The organism is Cobetia sp. BMC6 (assembly GCF_029991385.1).
Taxonomy (GTDB): domain Bacteria; phylum Pseudomonadota; class Gammaproteobacteria; order Pseudomonadales; family Halomonadaceae; genus Cobetia.
In genome coordinates this window covers 798,915-820,313 of sequence record NZ_JAKUMF010000001.1, presented here as the reverse complement: position 1 = coordinate 820,313, position 21,399 = coordinate 798,915, and the positions used below count along the sequence as shown (strand labels likewise).

The 21,399-nt window shown below is 64.1% G+C and carries 18 protein-coding genes; 9 read left to right on the top strand and 9 right to left on the bottom strand.

Annotated elements, in window-relative coordinates; genetic code table 11:
- The first annotated feature begins 1 nt into the window (after position 1).
- The 8 genes from rsxB (at position 2) to MKZ40_RS03500 (ending at position 9,719) form a co-directional block, all read left to right on the top strand.
- Positions 2-640 (top strand): electron transport complex subunit RsxB, encoded by a 639-nt coding sequence (gene rsxB, locus MKZ40_RS03535; RefSeq protein WP_175089432.1) that lies wholly within the window; start codon positions 2-4, stop codon positions 638-640.
- Positions 640-3,609, top strand: coding sequence for an electron transport complex subunit RsxC (gene rsxC / locus MKZ40_RS03530; protein ID WP_254627066.1), 2,970 nt, complete (start codon positions 640-642; stop codon positions 3,607-3,609). Before rsxB ends, rsxC begins: the two co-directional genes overlap by 1 nt.
- 91 nt (positions 3,610-3,700) lie before the next feature.
- Positions 3,701-4,741, top strand: coding sequence for an electron transport complex subunit RsxD (gene rsxD, locus MKZ40_RS03525; protein ID WP_175089431.1), 1,041 nt, complete (start codon positions 3,701-3,703; stop codon positions 4,739-4,741).
- Positions 4,738-5,517: an electron transport complex subunit RsxG gene (gene rsxG, locus MKZ40_RS03520; RefSeq protein ID WP_175089429.1), complete on the top strand. Its 780-nt coding sequence runs from the start codon at positions 4,738-4,740 to the stop codon at positions 5,515-5,517. Before rsxD ends, rsxG begins: the two co-directional genes overlap by 4 nt.
- On the top strand, positions 5,510-6,220 hold the full coding sequence (locus tag MKZ40_RS03515; protein ID WP_175089428.1) for an electron transport complex subunit E: 711 nt from the start codon (positions 5,510-5,512) through the stop codon (positions 6,218-6,220). The genes rsxG and MKZ40_RS03515 overlap by 8 nt, the downstream gene beginning before the upstream one ends.
- 90 nt (positions 6,221-6,310) lie before the next feature.
- Positions 6,311-6,946: an endonuclease III gene (gene nth, locus MKZ40_RS03510; RefSeq protein WP_043334098.1), complete on the top strand. Its 636-nt coding sequence runs from the start codon at positions 6,311-6,313 to the stop codon at positions 6,944-6,946.
- A gap of 216 nt (positions 6,947-7,162) precedes the next feature.
- Positions 7,163-9,370: an EAL domain-containing protein gene (locus tag MKZ40_RS03505; protein WP_175089426.1), complete on the top strand. Its 2,208-nt coding sequence runs from the start codon at positions 7,163-7,165 to the stop codon at positions 9,368-9,370.
- 61 nt (positions 9,371-9,431) lie between these two features.
- The gene (locus MKZ40_RS03500) at positions 9,432-9,719 is read left to right on the top strand and encodes a hypothetical protein (protein WP_175089424.1); all 288 of its coding nucleotides are present in this window, start codon (positions 9,432-9,434) and stop codon (positions 9,717-9,719) included.
- A gap of 158 nt (positions 9,720-9,877) precedes the next feature.
- Here MKZ40_RS03500 and pepN read toward each other — a convergent pair whose 3' ends face one another.
- From pepN to MKZ40_RS03470, 6 genes are all read right to left on the bottom strand, one after another.
- The gene (pepN, locus tag MKZ40_RS03495) at positions 9,878-12,529 is read right to left on the bottom strand and encodes an aminopeptidase N (RefSeq protein ID WP_175089423.1); all 2,652 of its coding nucleotides are present in this window, start codon (positions 12,527-12,529) and stop codon (positions 9,878-9,880) included.
- Positions 12,530-12,628: 99 nt separating this feature from the next.
- Positions 12,629-13,054, bottom strand: coding sequence for a YbaN family protein (locus MKZ40_RS03490; RefSeq protein ID WP_254627065.1), 426 nt, complete (start codon positions 13,052-13,054; stop codon positions 12,629-12,631).
- Positions 13,055-13,299: 245 nt separating this feature from the next.
- Entirely contained in the window at positions 13,300-14,493 is a 1,194-nt protein-coding gene (locus MKZ40_RS03485; RefSeq protein WP_175089421.1) for a glycerate kinase, read from the bottom strand.
- 160 nt (positions 14,494-14,653) lie between these two features.
- On the bottom strand, positions 14,654-15,496 hold the full coding sequence (locus MKZ40_RS03480) for a S1-like domain-containing RNA-binding protein (RefSeq protein WP_175089419.1): 843 nt from the start codon (positions 15,494-15,496) through the stop codon (positions 14,654-14,656).
- A gap of 301 nt (positions 15,497-15,797) precedes the next feature.
- The gene (locus tag MKZ40_RS03475) at positions 15,798-16,286 is read right to left on the bottom strand and encodes a YajQ family cyclic di-GMP-binding protein (RefSeq protein WP_175089418.1); all 489 of its coding nucleotides are present in this window, start codon (positions 16,284-16,286) and stop codon (positions 15,798-15,800) included.
- A gap of 78 nt (positions 16,287-16,364) precedes the next feature.
- Positions 16,365-17,006, bottom strand: coding sequence for an N-acetyltransferase (locus MKZ40_RS03470; protein WP_175089416.1), 642 nt, complete (start codon positions 17,004-17,006; stop codon positions 16,365-16,367).
- A 168-nt stretch (positions 17,007-17,174) separates the two neighbouring features.
- On the opposite strand from MKZ40_RS03470, the gene MKZ40_RS03465 reads away from it, so the two are divergent.
- Positions 17,175-18,770 carry a RimK family protein gene (locus MKZ40_RS03465; protein ID WP_348994680.1) on the top strand — a complete coding sequence of 532 codons (1,596 nt, stop codon included), beginning with the start codon at positions 17,175-17,177 and terminating at the stop codon, positions 18,768-18,770.
- A gap of 144 nt (positions 18,771-18,914) precedes the next feature.
- Here the strand turns inward: MKZ40_RS03465 and MKZ40_RS03460 are convergent, their stop codons facing one another.
- From MKZ40_RS03460 to MKZ40_RS03450, 3 genes are all read right to left on the bottom strand, one after another.
- The gene (locus tag MKZ40_RS03460; protein ID WP_282627782.1) at positions 18,915-19,886 is read right to left on the bottom strand and encodes a DUF2797 domain-containing protein; all 972 of its coding nucleotides are present in this window, start codon (positions 19,884-19,886) and stop codon (positions 18,915-18,917) included.
- Positions 19,874-20,149, bottom strand: a complete 276-nt coding sequence (locus MKZ40_RS03455) for a DUF1315 family protein (RefSeq protein WP_175089415.1) — start codon at positions 20,147-20,149, stop codon at positions 19,874-19,876. Before MKZ40_RS03455 ends, MKZ40_RS03460 begins: the two co-directional genes overlap by 13 nt.
- A 138-nt stretch (positions 20,150-20,287) precedes the next feature.
- A complete protein-coding gene (locus MKZ40_RS03450) occupies positions 20,288-21,193 on the bottom strand; it encodes a rhomboid family intramembrane serine protease (protein ID WP_175089413.1) in 906 nt (301 codons plus the stop codon).
- Positions 21,194-21,399: the final 206 nt, after the last annotated feature.

Sequence of the window (21,399 nt, the reverse complement as noted above, 5' to 3'; positions counted from 1 at the left end):
CATGCTCGAATTCTTCAACGACCATACGCTGATCTCCGCCATCATCGCACTGGTGGCCATGGCCGTCGTCTTCGGCGGCCTGCTCGGCTTTGCCGCCGTGGCCTTCAAGGTCGAGGGCGACCCCATCGTCGAGCAGATCGACCAGCTGCTGCCGCAGACCCAGTGCGGCCAGTGTGGCTATCCGGGCTGCAAGCCCTACGCCCAGGCCATCGCCGAAGGCGACGAGATCAACAAGTGCCCGCCGGGCGGCGAAAGCACCATCGCCTCGCTGGCCGACCTGCTGGGCCGCGAGGCCACGCCGCTGGATGGCGATGCCGACAACACCCCCAAGGTGGCAGTGATTCGCGAGGACGAGTGCATCGGTTGCACCAAATGCATCCAGGCCTGCCCTGTCGATGCCATTCTCGGTGCCGCCAAGCACATGCACACCGTGATCGCCGACGAATGCACCGGCTGCGACCTGTGTGTCGAACCCTGCCCGGTCGATTGCATCGACATGGTACCGGTCGCCACCGACGTGCGCAGCTGGCACTGGCCGCAACCGGCGGGCCCGACCCGCGACAACGCCCGCTTCAGCGGCAACCTGATCGTGACCGATGCCGCCGATTCTACTGAAACATCTGCAAGGAATGTCGCCTGATGGTTCTGTCGTTACTCAAATCCATGGTGACTTCCTCAGGTTCCGCTGCCACGGCGGAGGCTGGACACACACAGAAGGGTCAGGGCGCGCCGCGCGTGTTCGACTTCCACGGCGGTATCCATCCGCCGGAGCACAAGGCGCTCTCCAACCGCGCCCCGCTGGTGGCCGCCCCGCTGCCCCGTGAGGTGGTGCTGCCGCTCAGCCAGCATATCGGCGCGCCCGCCCAGCCGCTGGTGGAGATCGGCCAGCGCGTCAAGACGGGCGAGCTGATCGCCCGCGCCCAGGGCATGATCTCCGCCCCGGTGCATGCCAGCATCACCGGCGTGGTCACCGCCATCGAGCCACGCCAGATCCCCCACGTCTCGGGCCTGGAAGACCTGTGCATCGTGATCAAGCGCGAGGGTGAAATCGATGAATGGGCGCGCCTGGAAGCCTGGCGCGACTGGCGTCAGCAGGAAGCCCAGGACCTGATCCAGCGCCTGCAGGACGCCGGCGTGGTCGGTCAGGGCGGCGCCGGCTTCCCCTCCGCGGTGAAGGCGCGCGTGCGTGAGCGCCACGCCATCGACACCCTGATTCTGAACGCGGCGGAGTGTGAGCCTTACATCACCGCCGATGACCTGACCATGCGCACGCATCCGGAAGCGCTGATCGAAGGGCTCGAGATTCTCGCCAGCCTGATCGGCCCCGAGTGCATCCTGATCGGTATCGAGGACAACAAGCCCGAGGCCGTCATCGCGCTGGAACAGGCGATTCGCGCCCGCCGCGCCGACAAGCGCCTGCCGCCGCTGGATTCACGCCTCGAAGTCGTGGTGGTACCGACCAAGTATCCCTCCGGCGGCGAGAAGCAGCTGATCAAGCTGCTGACGGACCGCGAAGTGCCCAGCCGTGGCCTGCCCGCCGATGTCGGCGTGGTGGTGCACAACCCGGGTACCGTGCGCGCCGTGCAGCGCGCGGTGTGTTTCGGCGAGCCGATGATCTCGCGCGTCGTCACCCTGACCGGTGAGGCGCTGCAGCACCCGCACAATGTCGAGGCGCGCTTGGGCACCTCCATCGCAGACCTGCTGCGTCTGGCGGCGCCGGCGCCGACGGGCATCGCACGTCTGGTGATGGGCGGGCCGATGATGGGCTTCACGCTCGAGAGCGACGCCCTGCCGATCATCAAGACCACCAACTGCCTGCTGGCCTCCTCTCCCGAGTCACTGCCGGCACCGGCGGTTGAGCAACCGTGCATCCGTTGCGGCATGTGCGAACAGGCCTGCCCGGCCGAGCTGTTGCCGCAGCAGCTCTACTGGTTCTCCAAGGCACGCGAGTTCGACAAGGCCGAGCTCTACAATCTGGCGGACTGCATCGAATGCGGTGCCTGCTCCTATGTCTGCCCCAGCCAGATTCCGCTGGTGCAGTATTACCGCTTCGCCAAGGGCGAGATTCGCAGCGCCCAGCACGAGGCGCGCAAGTCCGAACGCGCTCGTCACCGCTTTGAATTCAAGCAGGCGCGCATGGCGCGCGAGGAAGCCGAGAAGGAAGCCAAGCGCCAGCAACGCGCTCAAGCGGCCCAGAAGTCCGCCGCCGCTCGCGCCGATGCCAGCACCGCCGCAGACACGGCCTCGGCCTCCACAGCGACCGCTGCTGCCCAGCCGGCACCGGCCGCCGACATCAAGGCCTTCAAGACGGCGCGCGCTGCGGCCAATATCGCCCTCAAGAAAGCCGAAAAAGCCCTCAAGGCAGCCCAGGATGGCGGTGAGAGCTCCGAGAGCGATATCGCCAAGCTCGAGGCCAACGTGACCGCGGCCAAAACCAAGCTTGCCAGCGCCGAGAGCGCTCTCAAGGCCGCCAGTGAGGCAAGCGAGTCAGCTGCCCCTGCGACCGCCGGCGCTTCGACAGGCGCTGCTGCTCCGGCAGGCGATCTCAAGGCACTCAAGACAGCACGCGCTGCGGCCAATATCGCCGTCAAGAAGGCCGAGAAGGCCCTCAAGACCGCCCGGGACAGCGGTGAAGGCGATATCCCGGCCCTGGAGACCAGCGTGGCAGAGGCCAAGACGAAACTGGCCAAGGCCGAAGCCGACCTCAAGGCTGCCAGCGAGTCAGCTGCCCCTGCACCGGCCAGCACTTCCTCGACAGGCGCGGCAGCCCCGGCAGCCGACCTCAAGGCGCTCAAGACGGCGCGTGCCGCCGCCAACATCGCGGTCAAGAAGGCCGAGAAGGCCCTCAAGATCGCTCAGGACAGCGGTGAGGGTGACATCACGGCGCTGGAGGCCAGCGTCACCGAGGCCAAGTCCCGTTTGGACAAGGCTGAAGGTGATCTCAAGGCGGCGACCGACGCCGCTGGCGCAGATAAAGGCCCTGTGGCTAGCGCTGCAACTGGCTCTGCTCAAACCACTGATACAGGTGCGGCTGGCTCTTCTGCCAACGCTGCTGCACCGGCAGCTACGGCACCCAGCGCCGACATCAAGGCACTCAAGACAGCGCGCGCTGCGGCCAATATCGCGGTCAAGAAGGCCGAAAAGGCCCTGGCCCGCGCCAGCGAAAGTGGCGAAGGCGATATCGAGGACCTCCAGACCCTGCTGGCCACGGCCCAGGAAAACCTGCGCGCCGCCGAAGTGCGCCTCAACAGCGCGCAAGCTGGCAGCACTGACGCGACGCCTGCCGCCAAGGGCGCGGGAGAATTGATTCCCGAGGCGCCAAAGCCTGCCGCGGGTTCTGTGGGACGCGGCAGCATGGCCAGCAACGTGACGCTCTCTCAGGCCGAGATCGAGGCATCACGCGCCGAGAACCTCGCCAAGCGTCACAAGCAGGTCAGCATCGCGGTCAAGGCGGCCGAGGCGGCCCACCGCAAGGCCCAAGCGGCATTGAGCGAGGCGGATGACGAAAACCGTCAGCGCCTGGCGACCAAGGTCGACCGCACACGCCGCAATCTGGAACACGCCCGCGAGTCATTGGCCGAGGTGCAGGCACTGGTGGACGCCCAATGAGTGTCCCGAGCCCAATTACCGAGCCAATGGCGACTCATCCTGAAGCACGCCTCGTGTCATTGCCCATTTACCGCAAGGATCTGACCGTCTCATGAGCCTGATGCATGCAAGCTCCCCCCATGCCCACGGGCCAACCGCCACCTCGCGCGTGATGGCCTGGGTGCTGGCCGCGACGCTGCCGGGTATCGCCGTGCTGTGCTGGCACTATGGCTGGGGTGTGCTGTTCAACCTCGTCTTCGCCTGTCTGGCGGGTGTCGCCCTCGAGGCGCTGCTGCTCAAGCTGCGTGGCCGTCCGGTCAGCTTCTTTCTCAAGGACAATTCCGCGCTGGTGACCTGCGTGCTGCTGGCGGTGTCGTTGCCGCCGCTGGCACCCTGGTGGCTGGTGCTGACCGGCGTGATCGCGGCCATCGTGGTCGCCAAGCAGCTCTACGGTGGCCTGGGCCAGAATCCGTTCAACCCGGCGATGGTCGCCTATGCGCTGCTGCTGATCTCCTTCCCGGTCGAGATGTCGCGCTGGTCGTCTCCCAATGGCTTCGCGCTTGGCTTCACTGACAGCCTGCGGCAGTTCTTCGGCGTGATCGCCACGCCAGATGCCCTGACCGGCGCCACGCCACTGGACGCCTTCCGCAACAAGGGTGAGCTTTCCAGCAGCGAATTCTGGGCAGACCCGAGCCTGCTGCCCGCCGCCAACCTGCTGGCCTGGCAGCAGACGGCCATCGCCTGGGGACTCGGCGGCCTGGTGCTGCTGGCGCGTCGCCTGATCACCTGGCATATCCCGGTGGCAATGCTGGGCAGCCTGGCGGTGATCTCCGCCATCTTCGCCTTCGTGGATGGTGAGCAGCACGCCAGCCCCCTGTTCCACCTGCTGTGCGGTGCGGCGATCTTCGGCGCCTTCTTCATCGCCACGGACCCGGTCACGGCGGCGACCTCCAACAAGGGCAAGCTCTATTACGGCGCCGGCATCGGCGTGCTGATCTACCTGATTCGCACCTTCGGCGCCTATCCAGACGCCATCGCCTTCGCGGTGCTGCTGATGAACTTCAGCGTGCCGTTCATCGATTACTACACCCAGCCACGCAGCTATGGTCACAAGAAGGCCCGTCGCGGCATCAAGCTGGAGGACAAGGCATGAGCCTGACGCCTGATCAGCCCGAACAGCAAGCCCAGGCCGCGCAGGGCCTGAAGCACACCATCGCGCGGGCCGCGCTGGGTCTGGCGGTCTTCGCTGTCGTCACCGCAGGTGTGGTCGCCGTCACCCAGATGACCACCGCCGAGACCATCGCCGACAACGAGCGTGCCGCCCAGAGCGCGGCGTTGGCCGAGATCATCCCGCCGTCGCTGCACGACAATGACCTGCTCGACGCGGCCTTCGCCTTGCCACCCTCCCAGGTGTTGGGTCTGGAGAGTGCCGATACCGGCTGGCGAGCCACCAGGAATGGCGAGACCGTCGCGGTGCTGCTGCCGGTGGTGACCGGCAAGGGTTACAGTGGCGATATCCGCCTGCTGGTCGGTATCCGTGCCGATGGCAGTGTGGCTGGTGTACGCGCCGTCAAGCACGCCGAGACCCCGGGGCTGGGCGACAAGATCGAAGCGCGCAAGTCCGACTGGATCCACGAATTCGATGACCAGACGCTCAGCTCGGTGGAGTGGAAGGTGCAGAAGGATGGCGGAGACTTCGACCAGTTCACCGGCGCGACCATCACCCCGCGTGCCGTAGTGGGTGCCGTTCGTCAGGCATTGATCTACTTCATGGCGCACCGCACGGCGCTGCTGGCAGGCGACAGCGAGACTCTGACCGCGACCCGCCGCGCCGCCAGGGCCCAGCAAGGCACGCAAGCACCCACCGCTGATGGCACACTCACGCCATCAGCGCCTTCTGAACACGGCGGAGACGACCCTCATGAGTGATATCTCGCTTGGCAAGATCAGCCGCGACGGGCTGTGGGACAACAATCCGGCGCTGGTGCAGCTGCTGGGCCTGTGCCCGCTGCTGGCCGTCACCGCCAGCGTCGTCAATGCCATCGGGCTGGGGCTTGCCACGCTGCTGGTGTTGATCGGCTCCAACGTGGCGGTATCACTGATCCGCAATCTGGTGCCTTCTGCAGTGCGCCTGCCGGCCTTCGTGATGATCATCGCCTCCTTCGTGACATGTGCCGAGCTGCTGATGAAGGCCTACACCTATGAGCTCTATCAGATTCTCGGCATCTTCATTCCGCTGATCGTCACCAACTGCGCGATTCTCGGGCGTGCCGATGCCTTCGCCGCCAAGCACCCCGTGCTGCCGGCCGCCACCGATGGCTTGATGATGGGACTGGGATTCATGGCCGTGCTGGTACTGCTGGGCGCCATGCGTGAGCTGTTCGGCCAGGGCACGCTGTTTGCCGGCATGGAACTGCTCGTCGGGCCGATGGCCGCCGACTGGCAGCTGACGATCTTCCCGGACTACTCCTTCCTGTTCCTGGTGCTGCCACCGGGCGCCTTCTTCTGCATGGGGCTGATCATCGCGGGCAAGAAGACCATCGATGAGCGACTCGAGCAGCGCCGCAAGGCAGCCAACGCCGATGCGCCCAAGGTGTCGCGTCGTGTGCGCGTGACCGGCACCATCTCCTGAGCCACGCTCACGCAGACTGTCAGCCCGATGGCTGACAGCCTGCGTCGACGACGCCCGCTCCCAAGCCCTTACCGCCGTACCCGAGATAACATGAACGCCCAGAAACGCCTCGAGATCTTCACCCGCCTGCGCAACGAGAACCCTGAGCCACGCACCGAGCTTGCCTGGTCAACGCCCTTCGAGCTTCTGATCGCGGTACTGCTGTCGGCGCAGGCAACGGATGTAGGCGTCAACAAGGCCACGGCGAAGCTGTATCCGGTCGCCAATACGCCGGAGAGCATTCTCGCGCTGGGCGTCGAGGGTCTGAAGGAGTACATCAAGACGATCGGCCTGTTCAATACCAAGGCCGAGAACGTCATCAAGACCTGCCGCATGCTGATCGAACGGCATGGTGGCGAGGTACCGCAGACCCGCGAGGCGCTGGAAGCGCTGCCCGGCGTGGGCCGCAAGACCGCCAACGTGGTGCTCAACACCGCCTTCGGCCAGCCGACCATGGCGGTGGACACGCACATCTTCCGCGTCTCCAACCGCACGCGCATCGCCCCGGGCAAGAACGTGCTGGAGGTCGAGCACAAGCTGATGCGCCATGTGCCCAAGGAGTTTCTGGTCGACGCCCACCACTGGCTGATCCTGCATGGCCGCTACACCTGCGTGGCACGCAAGCCGCGCTGCGGCAGCTGCATCATCGAGGACCTCTGCGAGTACAAGGACAAGGTCGACCTGTAACGCCACAAGACATGAGGATTTGATGTCTTCTTCATGACCAGGGACTTGATGACTGGAACTTGATCACCGGGCACCTGGCGAGAGGCCGTTCTCGGGTGGACTGCCTGCGTGGACTGCATGCGTGATCGTTGATTGAACATGGGCCCCGCCTCCTCGCCTATTCAACCGAGCGGCAACGTAGACTGGGAGCACAGACCGTCGCCTCAGGAACCTGCCATGACCGCACCTTCCGATGCCGGGGATCGCCGCCCTCCGCGCCCAGAAGGCTCAGACGAATCCCGCCAGCCTGATGACAGCAGCCTGCACTCGCGCCTGCAGGAGATGGCGTCACGTCTCGAGGCACTGGAAGCCGAGAACCACCTGCTGCGCACCCTGGTCGACACCCACCCCGACATCCTGTTCATCAAGGATGCCAAGGGTCTGTTCCGCTTCGCCAATCGCACCTTGACCGACTTCTACGGCACTACGCTAGATGACATCATCGGGCGCGACGACAGCCATTACACCGGCAACACCGAGCAGAGTCACTTCTTTCGGCGCAGCGTGGAGCAGGTGCTCAGCAGGTTCGAGCGCGAGACGGTCTTCGAGGATGCCACCGACGGCACCACCGGCGAGGTCAACCATTTCCGCTCCATCAAGCTGCCCTTCCATGACATTCACGGCCAGCCGCTCGTCGCCGTTCTGGCACACAACATCACGGCAGAAGTCCGTGAGCATGAGCGCAAGACCCGCCAGATCGATCACATCTATGACACCTCGCTGGAAGGCTTCTGGGACTGGAATATCCTGACCAGTTCCGTGACGCACAATCGCCGCTGGTCACAGATTCTGGGCATCCCGGAGAGCGAGCTCAGCAACAGCCTGGAAGAATTCGCAAGCCTGCTTCACCCCGAGGACAAGCCCGAGGCGATGATCGCCATCCAGGACTGCATGGCGGGCAAGACGGCCTATTATCACCGCCACCGCATGCTGACCCGCGGTGGCGACGTCGTCTGGGTGATCGACAAGGGCGATGTCACCGAACGGGACAGCGAAGGCAATCCGCTGCGCATGATCGGCTCGATCACCGATATCACGCGTATCGTCGAATCAGAGGCCCTGCTGCACCAGCACAGCCGCTTCGACTCGCTGACCAAGCTGGCCAACCGTGCCACGCTGATCGACAGCCTGCAGCAGGCCATCATCATCACCGATGCCCGTGACACCCACGGCGCACTCATCTTCATCGATCTGGACCACTTCAAGAAGATCAACGACCTGCTGGGACATACCACCGGCGACCATCTGTTGATCGAGGTGGCCCATCGCCTGAGCTCAACGGTGCGTGACAGCGATCTGGTGGCGCGCTTCGGCGGGGACGAATTCGTCATCCTGGTACAGCCCCTGAGCCACGATCCGCAGATTGCCTGTCGCGAACTGGATGAGCTGCTGGAGCGCCTGCAGCAGGTACTCAACCAACCCTATTCGCTCACAGGCCCACAGTCGCAGCCGCTGCAGCATCACAGCTCGGCAAGCCTGGGCAGCATCATGTTCCATGATCGCCACCTGAGTGCGGAGGAGCTCATCCGGCGTGCGGATATCGCGATGTATCGCGCCAAGGAGGGCGGGCGCAACCAGACCGTCCGCTTTGACCCCAGCATGCGCGTGGAGCTTGAGCGCGCCGTACAGCTGGAGAATGACCTGCGCAGCGCCATCGAGAACGAAGAGCTGTACCTGGAACTGCAGCCGCAGTTCGATCGAGGACTCAAGCTGGTCGGTGCCGAGTGCCTGTTGCGCTGGCGACACGCCAAGCTCGGCAATATCTCGCCCTATGAATTCATTCCGCTGGCCGAAAAGAGCCAGCTGATCGACAGCCTCGGCGATTGGGTGCTGGAGCAGGCCTGCAAGCTGCTGGAGGACTGGCAGAGAGGCACCGCCTTCGCCAGGCTCTATCTGTCGGTCAATGTCAGCGTCAAGCAGCTGGACTCCCCTCACTACGCCGGCAACGTCGCCAAGGCACTCAACCAACATACGCTTGACCCGCAATATCTGCAGCTGGAGCTGACCGAAAACGTCTTCGCCACCGACATGCCTGCCACGGTGGCACGCATGCACGAACTGCGCTCGCTGGGCCTGCGCCTGTCGCTGGATGATTTCGGCACCGGCTTCTCCTCCCTGACCTACATCAAACACCTGCCCTTCGATGAGCTCAAGGTCGACCGCAGCTTCGTCAATGATCTCGAGAACGACGAGATGAATCGCCGCATGGTGAACTTCATGGTGCAGCTGGGGCGTGAGCTGGGCATGTGCGTGGTGGCGGAAGGCGTCGAGCCCCCCGGGCAGCGCGAGCTGTTGCTGGAGATGGGCTGTGATGCCCTGCAGGGTTACCTGATGGACAAGCCGATGGCGATCGAGGCATTCACCGCCAGGTATCAACTCGGATGACAGCGCATCCGCGTCTTTCATGGCACACTGGGGCCTCTTTTCTGTCTGGACATCATGCGTTATGGAAGACTTCTTCAACTGGATCGGCACCCAGCTCGGTGCCGCCATTCGCTTCATCGTCGAAGGCCTGAGCGGTTTCTTCGCCAACTTCGATGATGCCCTATCGGGATTCTTCAATGGCCTGACCGGCGAGCTGGGACTTGGCACATCGCTGTTCAGCCTGCTGGGATTGGCGCTGGGGCTCTATCTGCTCTTCAAGGGCATCACGTCGCTGTTGAGAGGCTCCATCATCGGCGGACTATTGATGACCTTCATCGGCCTGACCTTCCTGGGCTGGATGATTGCCTGACGCGCGCAATGCCCCTGAAAGCGATACCCTGACGGGACTCGCGCCAGGCTCGTGACATGAAAAAGCCCCTGCCGATCGGCAGGGGCTTTTTCATGTCAGCGGCAGTCATCACCATGGCGCGACGACTGCCGCCTGTCTTCAAGGGTCAGTTCAGAGGATCAGGCCAGCGCCTTCTCCACGACTTCATACAGGTTGTTCGAGAGCTTCTCGCCACGGATACGCTCAAGCTCTGCCTTCATCAAGTCCTGACGCTTGGCATCGAAGCGCTTGTAACGCGTCAGCGGCGTGATGATGCGCGCCGCGATCTCCGGGTTCAGGCGATTGAGCTCGATGACCACATCCGCCAGCAGACGATAGCCTTCGCCATCGAGACGGTGGAAGTTGACGCGGTTCTGGCCGGCGAAGGCGCCAATCAAGGCACGCACCTTGTTGGGGTTGGTCAACGAGAAGGCCGGGTGCTCCATCAGGAAGCGCACGCGGTCCAGCACATCGGCCTGCGGACGCGTGACCTGGATCGAGAACCACTGGTCCATCACCAGCGGATCATGCGACCAGCGCTCGGCGAAGGACTTGAGCGCCGGGTCACCCAGATCAGTGCGTGAGGAGTGCACCAGCATCGTCAGCGCGGCACGCACGTCGGTCATGTTGTGGGCCGCCGCCAGCTGGGCCTGGGCCAGACGCACGCCCTCCTCATCCTCGATGCTCATCAGATAGCTGAGCGCGGCATTCTTGAGGCTGCGACGCGCCATCTGCTCGAAGGTCGGCGCGTAGTCGCCCTGCTGTGCATTGGCGTGATAGAGCGCCACGAAGTCGTCACGCAGCGCGCTGGCCAGCTGCGCCTTGGCGGTCTTGCGCGCCCAGTGTATGGCATCGACATCGACGACACTCTGCTGCTCGGCGATATAGGCCTCCGAGGGCAGCGTCAGCATCTCGGCCAGCACCGCACGATCGGAAGCCTCGCTCTGGAGCAGGAAGCGATAGGCGGCCAGCAGGCGCTCATCCAGCTGGGCCTCGTGCTCGCCACACTGCCAGGCCGCTATCAGGTCTTCAATCGCTGCCATGGCCAGACGCTGACCGGCATCCCAGCGGTTGAAGCCATCGCTGTCGTACTGCATCAGGAAGGCCAGCTGCTCACGGCTATAGTCAAAGGCCAGCTTGACCGGCGCCGAGAAGCCACGCAGCAGCGACGGCACCGGCTCGGCATCGCCCGCAAGACCGGTGAAGACGAAGGTCTGCTCGGCCTCGGTCAGCTCCAGTACGGTTTCCGTGCCCAGCGCTTCGCCGTCGAGGGTCAGCGTGAGATCGCAGCCATCGGCGCCGACCAGCCCCATGCGCACCGGAATCACCAGCGGCAGCTTCTCCGCCTGCCCCGGCGTGGGCGGCGTGGACTGACGCAACGTGAGGGAATAGGTGCCAGCCTGGGCATCGAAGGCGCCACTGGCGGCGATGTTCGGGGTACCGGCCTGGGAGTACCAGCGCATGAACTGGCTGAAGTCGCGACCGGAGGCTTCGCTCATCGCGCTGATGAAGTCCTCGATGGTGGCGGCGCTGCCATCGTTGCGCGCGAAGTAGAGATCACTGCCACGACGGAAGGCTTCTTCCCCGAGCAGATTGGCGACCATGCGCACCACTTCGGAACCCTTCTCGTAGATGGTCAGGGTGTAGAAGTTGGAAATCTCGATATAGGAGGCCGGGCGCACCGGGTGTGCGGTGGGGCCGGCATCTTCGGCGAACTGCGCGGTACGCAGCATGGCGACGTCTTCGATACGCTTGACCGGCGCCGAGTTCATGTCGGCGGAGAAGGTCTGGTCACGATAGACGGTGAAGCCTTCCTTCAGGGACAGCTGGAACCAGTCACGGCAGGTGACACGGTTGCCCGACCAGTTGTGGAAGTACTCATGCGCGACCACCCCTTCGACGCGCTGGAAGGCGGCGTCAGTGGTGGTATCGGGGTTGGCCAGTACGCAGGCGCTGTTGAAGATGTTGAGGCCCTTGTTCTCCATCGCGCCCATGTTGAAGTCGTTGACCGCGACGATCATGAAGATGTCGAGGTCATATTCACGACCGTAGACCTCCTCGTCCCACTTCATGGAGGCCTTGAGGGAGTTCATGGCGTGCTGGGTCTTGTCGAGATTTTCCGGCTCGACCCAGATTTCCAGAGCGACTTCACGGCCACTCATGGTGGTGAAGCTGTCGTCATGCTTGACCAGGTCACCCGCCACCAGCGCGAACAGATAGCACGGCTTGGGGTGCGGGTCCTGCCAGGTGACGAAGTGACGACCGCCCTCGCGCTCGCCACGCTCGACGGGATTGCCGTTGGAGAGCAGGATCGGGTAGCTGTCCTTGTCGGCGATGATGGTGGTGGTGAACACCGACATCACGTCCGGGCGGTCCGGGTAGTAGGTGATGCGACGGAAGCCTTCGGCCTCGCACTGGGTGCAGAACATGCCCGAGGACACGTAGAGGCCTTCCAGCGCGGTATTCGCGGCCGGATCGATCACCACCACCGTCTCGAGCTCACAGCGGGCCGGCAGGCCGGCCAGCGTCAGGTGAGTCTCGTCGAGCTTGTATTCATCACTGGCGAGCGCTCGCCCATCGACACGCACGGACTCCAGCGTCAGATGCTCGCCATTGAGCACCAGCGGCGGCGTGGCATCACTGCCCACGGCGGCATCGGGATTGGCCTCGAGGGTCAGCACGGTCGTCACACGGGTCGCGGACGGTGCCAGATCAAACGTCAGGCGGGTGTCCAGCACACGCCAGGCGGGTGCCTGATAATCGGCCAGATGAATCGCTGCAGGTTGTGACATCAAAGACTCCGCAATCAGCGCCGAGGGAGGAGACTCCTCACGGCAGGAAGACAGCGGACAGCGAGGGAGCAGACACCTCACCTGCCCGCGATGAAGCGCTCATTCGCGCGGAAGGGATTCGCCACCGACGGCAAGGTTCGCCCCCTCGCCCTTGGGCTCCGGACGCGTTGCCAACCAGAGTGCCAGCAGCGACAGGAAGACCAGCAGCGAGACCTTGACGGCCAGCACTGACACGGTGAACAGGATGATCAACATCGAGACGGCCAGCATGCTGACCGCCATGATGCGCGCGCGCAGCGGAATGGCGCGTTCGCGCTCCCAGGCCACCAGTGTCGGCCCGATCTGGGGATGTTCCCGGATATAGCGCGCAAAACGCGGTGAACCTCGGCTGGCACAGGCCAGCGCCAGCAGCATGAAGACGGTGGTGGGCAGCAGCGGCAGAAACATGCCAGCGAAGCCGATGCCGAAGAACAACCAGGCCAGGCCAAGCCAGCAGATACGCTTCATGCGCCGAAAGATCATCATGTCGGTTCCTCACCACCTGCGGTCACACACCGTGTGCTTCCTGCTATCAGTCAAACGCCAAGTCGTTCATGGGGAAAGTACTTTCTGACTATCCGCCTGATAGCAACTGCGTGCATGGTAACGGGCTTGCCGATATCGCGAAAGGCCACGCCCCCCGCCACGGGGGCCGTGGGCCGGTGTCTGCTGCCGGATTCGACGCCGCAGTCGGGCTGCGTTCAGTCGGGCTGCGTTCAGTCGGGCTGCGCTCAGTCGGGCTGCGCCAACTGCCAGAGACGCATGATGGCCTCGCAGCGGTCAGCCAGCAGCTCCGAGGTGCGCGCCAGCGCCTGCTCAAGCGGCATGGCACTGTCACACAGCGTGAAGACGGCACTGACCCCCTCATCATGGGCGGCTTGCCAGCCCTCGGCCAGTCGCCCCGCCAGCACGATGGCGGGCACCCCGGCGGCTCGCGCGGCTCGCGCCGCACCGATGGGGGTCTTGCCGCCCAGGCTCTGGCCATCCAGGCCGCCTTCCCCGGTGATCAGCAGATCACAGCCCGCCAGACGTTCGCTCACGTTGAGGCGCTCCATCACCAGCTCGATGCCCGGACGCAACTCGCCGTTCAGCCAGGCCGCCACCGCGTAGCCCATGCCGCCTGCGGCTCCTGCTCCGGCCAACTGCTGCTGGTCTGCGCCCAGCACTTCAGCGCTCAGGCGCGCGAAGTGGGCCAGAGCCGCATCCAGCTCCTCGACCACCGCGGCATCGGCGCCCTTCTGCGGGCCGAACACGGCGCTCGCGCCGCGCGGGCCACACAGAGGGTTGTCGACGTCGACCGCGGCAGACACCTTGAGGTTGGCCAGGCGTGGGTCCAGCGCACTGACGTCCAGACTCGCCAGACGCGCGAGGGCCGCGCCTCCCGCGGGCAGCTCTTCCCCCTCAGCGTCGAGCAGACGCAGCCCGAGCGCACGCAGCATGCCGCTGCCGCCATCGTTGGTAGCACTGCCGCCCAGCGTGACGATCAGCCGCTCGGCACCGGCGTCCAGCGCCGCCAGGATCAGCTCGCCTACGCCATGCGTATCGGCGACACGCGCGTCGCGCTCTTCAAGGCTGACCAGATGCAGACCACTGGCTTCGGCCAGCTCGACGATGGCCGTGCGGCTACCCGGCTGCCAGCCCCACTGGGCGGTGACGTCGCGCCCGAGCGGATCACGCACCTGAGCGCTGCGCGCCTCGATGGGGTCTGCTTCACTGGCCGCCGCCAACAATGCCGCCAACGTGCCCTCACCGCCATCCCCCAGCGGGCAGAGGTCGATCTGTGCCTCGGGCAGCACCCGGCGAACACCACGCGCCATGGCCTCGGCGGCATCACTGGCTGCCAGCGCTTCCTTGAAGCTGTCAGGGGCAATCAACAGGCGCGGCGAACCAGCAGAAGCGGAGGCAGCAGAAGCAGAGACAGTCATGCAGACATTCCTTGTCGAAGGTGAAGGAGCGAATGGGGTGACTCAGCACAAGATTCCCTCATGATACGCCGTCATTGGTGCCATGCAGCAGCCTGAAACGCAAACTGCCACCCGTCGGTCTCCCGAGGGTGGCAGCGGCAGCACTGGCTGACAGGAGTGCTTACTTGACCAGACGCGTCTCGGTGGGCGCCAGCGTGACCTTGCCTTCACGCTTCAGATGGCCGATGGCGCGCTTGAAGTTGGCCTTGCTGGCACCGAAGGCTTCGCTGATGGCTTCCGGTTCGCTCTTGTCGCCTAGCGGCAGTACGCCCTGGCTGGCTTCCAGCGCAGCCAGAATGCGGTCCGCCAGCTGCTGATGGCCAGCCGGGCCCGGCGCCTGCGGCGTGAGATCGACATTGCCGTTGCCGTCATTCTTCAACACCCACAGACGCAGACGGTTGCCGATGCGCAGACGCGTGAAGATCCGGTCGTGGTGCACCAGGCCCCAATGGGCGTTGTCGATGATGATCTTCATGCCCAGGTCGGTGCGGGCAGCGACCAGACCGGAGACTTCCTGGCCCACCGCGTAGGTGGCCGGCGTCTTGTCGAGCCAGCGATCCAGGCGCATCGAGGCCACCATGCGGTCACTGTGCTTGTCGAGACCGACGTGCACCATGGCGAACTGACCGGCCTTGAGCTCACGCTTGCGCTCGCCGTAGGGCAGCAGCAGATCCTTGCCCAGGCCATTGTCGAGGAAGGTGCCGATGTCATTGACCTCGACCACCTTGAGCGCGGCGAATTCGCCGACCATGGCACGCGGATAGCGCGTGGTGGCCAGCAGGCGGTCTTCATCATCCAGGCTGACGAAGACTTCGACTTCGTCACCGATGTCGGCCCCCGCCGGAATGAAAGGTGTCGGCAGCAGGATTTCCCCGCGATCCCCACCATCGAGGAAGACGCCGAAGCCGACCCGCTTGGTGATCGTCAGGGTGTTGCGCTGGCCGATAGCGAGCGGAGCAGACATATAACCTCTCTTTGCGCGTTGGCGGGTGCCGTAGCGGCCCGCATGGCGCAGATATCACGTACGAATAGGGTGAAACGCTTTGAAAGCGACGCGTCCGGTCGTCTCGAGTGATGCACCGGGCTGGACAAGCGTAGCCCCAGCAACGAGACATGACGCTTTCAAAGCGAATCCGTTGAGCCAGAAAACATGCGAGTCAGTGACTCTCACGAAACCGCAAATCAGCGAGTCAAACGAATACAGCACCGCACGCCGATAGCGAACGGTGCTGATAATGGCGACCGCCAGTCACTTGAGCGCTGGATCAGTCGCGGAAGTTGTTGAACTGCAGCGGCAGATCGATACTCTCATCGCCCTTGAGCAGTGCCATGGCGCCCTGCAGGTCGTCACGCTTCTTGCCGGTGACGCGTACCTTCTCGCCCTGGATCTGCGCCTGGACCTTGAGCTTGGCATCCTTGAGCGCCTTGACGATCTTCTTGGCGGTCGGCTGGTCCAGCCCCTGACGCAGCACCAGTTGCTGACGGGCACGCACACCAGCGGTGTCGGCATCCTTCTCTTCCAGACAGCGCACGTCGATGCCACGCGCGATCAGACGGCCCTTGAGCAGTTCGACCATCTGACGCAACTGGAAGTCGGCATCGGCTTCCAGATTGACGTTCTCTTCCTTCTCGAGTTCGAAGCTGGCAGTCACGCCCTTGAAATCAAAGCGCGTCGCGAGTTCGCGATTGGCCTGATCGACGGCATTCTGAACTTCGTGCTTGTCGAGTTCGGAGACAATATCGAATGACGGCATGGGAGCGATTCCTTTGAAGCCATGAAGAATAAACAGCGCATCCTAGCCCATGGGGGCCACGCGCGCCATGCCCCCGGCTCAGGCGGCGCCGGCATTCACCGTCGAGGGCGGCCCCCAGTGCGCTTCACCGGCCTCATCGGCCGCGAGTTTCTCAGCCACTGGCGCCGGCGAATCTACCGTCAGTGCCTTGCGCATCTTCCAGGCGGCGGCCCCATCGGCATAGTAATCGCGCAGGCGACCACACTTCTCGAAGCCGTGTCGCTCGTAGAGCGCGATCGCCGCGCCATTGCCGGTATGCACCTCAAGATCGAACTGCGTACAGCCCTGGGCGATGGCCAGCTGCTCAAGCGTTGTCAGCATGCGCTGGGCAAGGCCTCGGCCACGCGATTCCGGGTGCAGGCAGAAGGAGTAGAGTCGCGCCCGGCGTGAATTGCGCCGAAACAGTACGGTGCCGTAGCCAAGCACACTGCGCAGCGGCGTAGCGTCATCACGCTCGACGCTACCGTCTGGCCATAGCGCGGCCATGACATCGTCCACCGCCGCTGTGGATGGGATGACATCGTCATCGGGCTGGATGATCACCAGGGTACGGGCATGGGCACGCAGTATCAGGTGGGACAGCTGACGACGACTGAACCAGTCGCTGTCGAAACTGACTTCCTCGAGCTCTACCAGAGCGTCGAGATCGGCCCGGATGGCCGGGCGCAGAATGGGGGTCATGGTGCAGGCTCTCCCGCCTGTCAGCGCCCTGACGCTGCTTGATGTTCAGCGTGTCGCGGGGCGGTAGCAATGCGCTGCATTCTGGGCATGCAGAAGCGTCTTGTCTTGGTCTCTTTGCATGAAATTATTTCACTTTCCAGCCTATTGCGATGACGGGGATTGTTTCTCATGATGCGCGCACTCGGCACCGCTTCGGTGCCCGCCTTGCGAGGCTTCGCAATGTCCCGCCTGCGTATCGTGGTTGACCGTGTTTCTGACTGGCGCGCCTTCTATCCCAGTGATGATGTCATCAGCGCCCATGACTTTCTTTCCGAACTCTCAAGCGATGCGCCAGCCCAGCGCGCCGACGATGCACCGCAGCCCGCCACCCACGTCATCAATCTGTGTGGCGGGCTGGATTACCTGGGCATCGGCTATTACGTCTCGCTGCTGGCCCAGGCGCGCGGTCAGAAGGCGTTGCCGTCAGTGGAAACCCTCAATCAGCTGTCACGCAAGTCGCTGATCGACATGGAGCTGGGCGGCATCCGCGTACTGCTCGAGGAGCTGACCCGCAAGGGCGCACTGCCCGCCCCGCAAGGCGTGCTGCATGGAGCTGGCAAGCCGCCGCGACTCGACCTGCTGCTGACCTTCGGCGAGAGCGCAGACCCCGCGCTTGCGCGTCTCGCACGCAAGCTGTTCGAGCGTCTGCCCTGCCCGCTGCTGGAGGTGCGTCTTGAAGGCCGTGGCGATCATTGGGTGCTCAAGCGAGTGCGCCCGCAATCCCTGAGCCACCTGGCAACGGCGAATGAAGACCGCTTCGCCCAGGCGCTCAATCGCCATTCGCGCAAGGTGTGGCGCACGCCCAAGGCACGCCGCCATTACCGCTTCGATCTCGCCATGCTGATCGATCCCGACGAGGCGCTGCCACCGTCCAACCGGACCGCACTCAAGCACTTCATCCGCGAGGGGCGCCGACTGGGCATCGATGTCAGCCTGATCACCAGACGCGACGAGGGCCGCCTGGCCGAGTTCGATGGCCTGTTCATCCGCGAGACGACCAGTCTGGATCACCACACCTATCGCATGGCCAAGCGTGCCGAGCATGAAGGGCTAGTGGTGATCGATGACAGTCAGTCGATCCTGCGCTGCACCAACAAGGTCTTCCTGCATGAACTTCTCAAGGCACGCGGCCTGAGTGCACCGCAGGGTCGCCTGATCCATCGGGGCGAACTGCGCCAGCTGGCCGAGCGCGGTCAGCACATGCGCTACCCGCTGGTGATGAAGGTGCCGGATGGCGCCTTCTCCCGTGGCATCGTCAAGATCGATGGCCCGGAGACGCTGGTGCGCGAAGCCGAACGGCTGTTCCAGGATTCCGCCCTGCTGCTGTTGCAGGAGTGGCTGCCGACCGAGTTCGACTGGCGCATCGGCGTGCTCGACGGCAAGCTGCTGTTCGCCAGCCGCTACTACATGGCACGCGGCCATTGGCAGATCTACGACCACAGCGGCGCGCGCACCCGCTCCGGCGGCTTCGCGACAGTCGACCCGAGCGAGGTGCCAGCGGCCGTGATCAAGGCGGCCCTGAAGGCGACCCGCCTGATCGGCGATGGCCTCTATGGCGTCGACTTGAAGCAGCTGGAGGACCGCGTGGTGGTCATCGAGGTCAACGACAATCCGAATCTGGATGCCGGCGTCGAGGATGTGGTGCTGGGACGCGAGCTCTACCGGCGCGTGATGCAGGTATTTCTGGCCCGCATGCAGGCGCGCCGCCAGCCCGTGCTGGGCTGACACGCCCCGAGTCTGCAAGCCTGTAGCAAGCAACGAGAAACCAGAAACCAGAGGCACAGAAACGACAGCGCCCACCCTCCGTGACGGAGGGTGGGCGCTGTCGTGTGTGCGGTGCTGTGCTCTTGGCTATGGCTCAGCCGCGGCTCATTGCTCGCCGAGCTGGGCCTCGATCTCATAGCCGGTGAACTTGCGCAGGTTGATCACGCCGCTGTCGAGAATCAGATACTGACCCTTGAGCCCTTCGAGTACGCCTTCCACCACTGGCGTCTTGTCGAAGTTGAACGAGATGACCTTGCTCGGCGCGGTGCGCACCGGAAACTCGAAGGCCAGCGCCGTGGTGTCCAGCACCCGGATGGCGCCTTCGCCGCAATGCGCCTGCAGCGCTGCCAGGCCTTCTGACATCTGGGCCAGCAAGGCGTCCCGCTCGGCTTCCAGATCCAGCTCGGCCACATCGCCCTTGAGCATCGCCCGCCAGTTGGTGCGGTCGTTCAGCGCCTGCTTGAACAGCACCTCGACCAGCCCCGACTGCAGGCGATTGGACACCTCGACGATGGGCAGCGCCTGGATGGCGCCCTGATCGAACCAGCGCGTCGGCATCTGGGTCTTGCGCGTGATGCCGACCTTGAGGCCGGAGGAGTTGGCCAGATAGACGATATGCGGCTGGAAGCAGTGTTCCTCGCCCCACTGCGGATCACGGCAGGTACCTTCGGCGTAGTGACAGGTCTCCGGCTTCATGATGCAGCCATCGCACTGCGGCAGCTTGCGAAAGCACGGATAGCAATGCCCCTGGGCGAAGCTCTTCTTGGTCTTGCGACCACAATGGCTGCAGTGGATCTGACCAGTGAAACTCAGGCGCACCTTGTGGCCGATATAGGCATTCAGCGGCTGGGTGATCTCGCCCAGGCGCAGGCCATAGCTGGCCGCCAGCGGCTCCCGCGTGACCGACGGCGCCTCGAACGAGGTATCGATCGCAAGCGCTTCACCGACAGGCACGATGGACATCTTGCGGATGTTGCCACTCAGCGTGATAGGCGCCACAGCTTGGGCACTGACGTCCTGAGCCGTGCCAGAGGCCTCATCCGCGCTCAGGGCATCATCCAGCGTCAGTTGACCCACTTGATCTGCTCCGGCTCATCGCTTGCGGCGCTGTCATCATCACGCGGCCCACAGGTGCCGTTGTCGATGAAGCCGACACGCGACTCGACAGGCACGTTGTTGTGCGCTTCGTACTTGATGACGGCTTCCATGCACAGCTCGACCTGCTCCTGGGTCAGCACACGGCCATCCGGCCATTTGCGCAGCTGCATGGACTGCTTGAGGCTCTCGTAGATGGTCGGCGTCATCTGCTCGATCATGCCGTCAAAGGACATGTTGCTCATCACATACTCTCCTGATGCGGGTCCACGACTGCCGAAGGCGGGCCATCGGAGTCACAGGGGATGGCCGCCATTCTAGCATTGTCATTTAGCGCAGTGTCATTTCCAGAGGTGTCATCCCTAGGGCCGAATCGCCAACGCTCAGCCTGCGCTGCGTCTGGGGAGCAGCCAGCCCAGCAGCAGGCCGGTCAGCAGGCCGCCAAGATGGGCCTCGTTGGCAATGGCGCCAAGGCCGATGGCACTCGAGAGCGGCGTCATGCACAGCACCAGATAGATCAGCATGAAGATCATCAGCGAGCGCTGCATCTCATAGCCCAGCGCCGGGCGGCGGCGCGCAGCGATGAAGACATAGCCGATCACGGCGAAGTCGATCCCCGACAACCCGCCGAACAGTACGCTGCCGGTGGCATATTGCGCCAGATTGGCCGCCACGCCGCTCAGCACCACGACCAGCGCGAAGCGCCAACCACCATCGATGGCCTCGATCTGACGCCCGAACACCCACAGCCACAACAGGTTGAACACCAGGTGCAGTACCCCGAAGTGCATCAACGACGGCGACCAGAGCCGCCACCACTCCCCCGCCAGCGTCACGGACAGCGGCTCGGGTGCGATGTGCTGACTGCCGACAAGCTCGAAGGGCACGATGGCCAGCCATTCGAAGACCGCCGCCTGGCCCAGCGCATACTGGAACATCACTGTGATACAGCAGGCCAGACCGACCAGCCAGGTCAGCGGCGTCTGGCGCATCAGGGCGATGAGGGACTGAGAACTGGCGGTACCACGCGTCGCGGCGCCTGCGGAGGCATCCCGCAACGGCTCACCGCGTGACTGGCGCTCGAGCATCGCGATGACGCGCGGCAGTTGCTCGGGGTCAGCCAGCCACAGCTCCTGGCCGCCCTCGTGGCTCTCGGCATCCTCGTCAGACGCAGCCTCTGTCGGGCGAGCCTGGCTCAGGGTGATCTGGTGACCGATCTTCTCGGCCCACAGGGCTTCACGCAGGGGGCGGCTGTCGAAGGATTCGGGCAGCGTCAGAACCTTGAACATATATGCCTCTGAAGATGACACGCGACTGAACAGACTCAGTACACGTTGATAAACAAGGAGAAGTCAGACCAGCCTGCGAAAAGCTACCACAGCGCCGCAGTCGTCTGGGCTTTGTGACAGACATAAAAAAAGCCCGGTGGGGGGCACCGGACTGAGCAAGGATCATTCAAGGGAACACTTACTCAGAGTGCGCAATCGGGCTTTGG

Bases quoted from the DNA above. Each gene is read 5' to 3' on its own strand.
- rsxD (WP_175089431.1), top strand. From the start codon at position 3,701: ATGAGCCTGATGCATGCAAGCTCCCCCCATGCCCACGGGCCAACCGCC.
- rsxC (WP_254627066.1), top strand. From the start codon at position 640: ATGGTTCTGTCGTTACTCAAATCCATGGTGACTTCCTCAGGTTCCGCT.
- MKZ40_RS03480 (WP_175089419.1), bottom strand. From the start codon at position 15,496: ATGTCTGCTCCGCTCGCTATCGGCCAGCGCAACACCCTGACGATCACC.
- rsxB (WP_175089432.1), top strand. From the start codon at position 2: ATGCTCGAATTCTTCAACGACCATACGCTGATCTCCGCCATCATCGCA.
- nth (WP_043334098.1), top strand. From the start codon at position 6,311: ATGAACGCCCAGAAACGCCTCGAGATCTTCACCCGCCTGCGCAACGAG.
- MKZ40_RS03490 (WP_254627065.1), bottom strand. From the start codon at position 13,054: ATGATGATCTTTCGGCGCATGAAGCGTATCTGCTGGCTTGGCCTGGCC.
- MKZ40_RS03450 (WP_175089413.1), bottom strand. From the start codon at position 21,193: ATGTTCAAGGTTCTGACGCTGCCCGAATCCTTCGACAGCCGCCCCCTG.
- MKZ40_RS03505 (WP_175089426.1), top strand. From the start codon at position 7,163: ATGACCGCACCTTCCGATGCCGGGGATCGCCGCCCTCCGCGCCCAGAA.
- pepN (WP_175089423.1), bottom strand. From the start codon at position 12,529: ATGTCACAACCTGCAGCGATTCATCTGGCCGATTATCAGGCACCCGCC.
- MKZ40_RS03515 (WP_175089428.1), top strand. From the start codon at position 5,510: ATGAGTGATATCTCGCTTGGCAAGATCAGCCGCGACGGGCTGTGGGAC.
- MKZ40_RS03470 (WP_175089416.1), bottom strand. From the start codon at position 17,006: ATGACCCCCATTCTGCGCCCGGCCATCCGGGCCGATCTCGACGCTCTG.
- MKZ40_RS03485 (WP_175089421.1), bottom strand. From the start codon at position 14,493: ATGACTGTCTCTGCTTCTGCTGCCTCCGCTTCTGCTGGTTCGCCGCGC.
- MKZ40_RS03500 (WP_175089424.1), top strand. From the start codon at position 9,432: ATGGAAGACTTCTTCAACTGGATCGGCACCCAGCTCGGTGCCGCCATT.
- rsxG (WP_175089429.1), top strand. From the start codon at position 4,738: ATGAGCCTGACGCCTGATCAGCCCGAACAGCAAGCCCAGGCCGCGCAG.
- MKZ40_RS03455 (WP_175089415.1), bottom strand. From the start codon at position 20,149: ATGAGCAACATGTCCTTTGACGGCATGATCGAGCAGATGACGCCGACC.
- MKZ40_RS03475 (WP_175089418.1), bottom strand. From the start codon at position 16,286: ATGCCGTCATTCGATATTGTCTCCGAACTCGACAAGCACGAAGTTCAG.
- MKZ40_RS03465 (WP_348994680.1), top strand. From the start codon at position 17,175: ATGATGCGCGCACTCGGCACCGCTTCGGTGCCCGCCTTGCGAGGCTTC.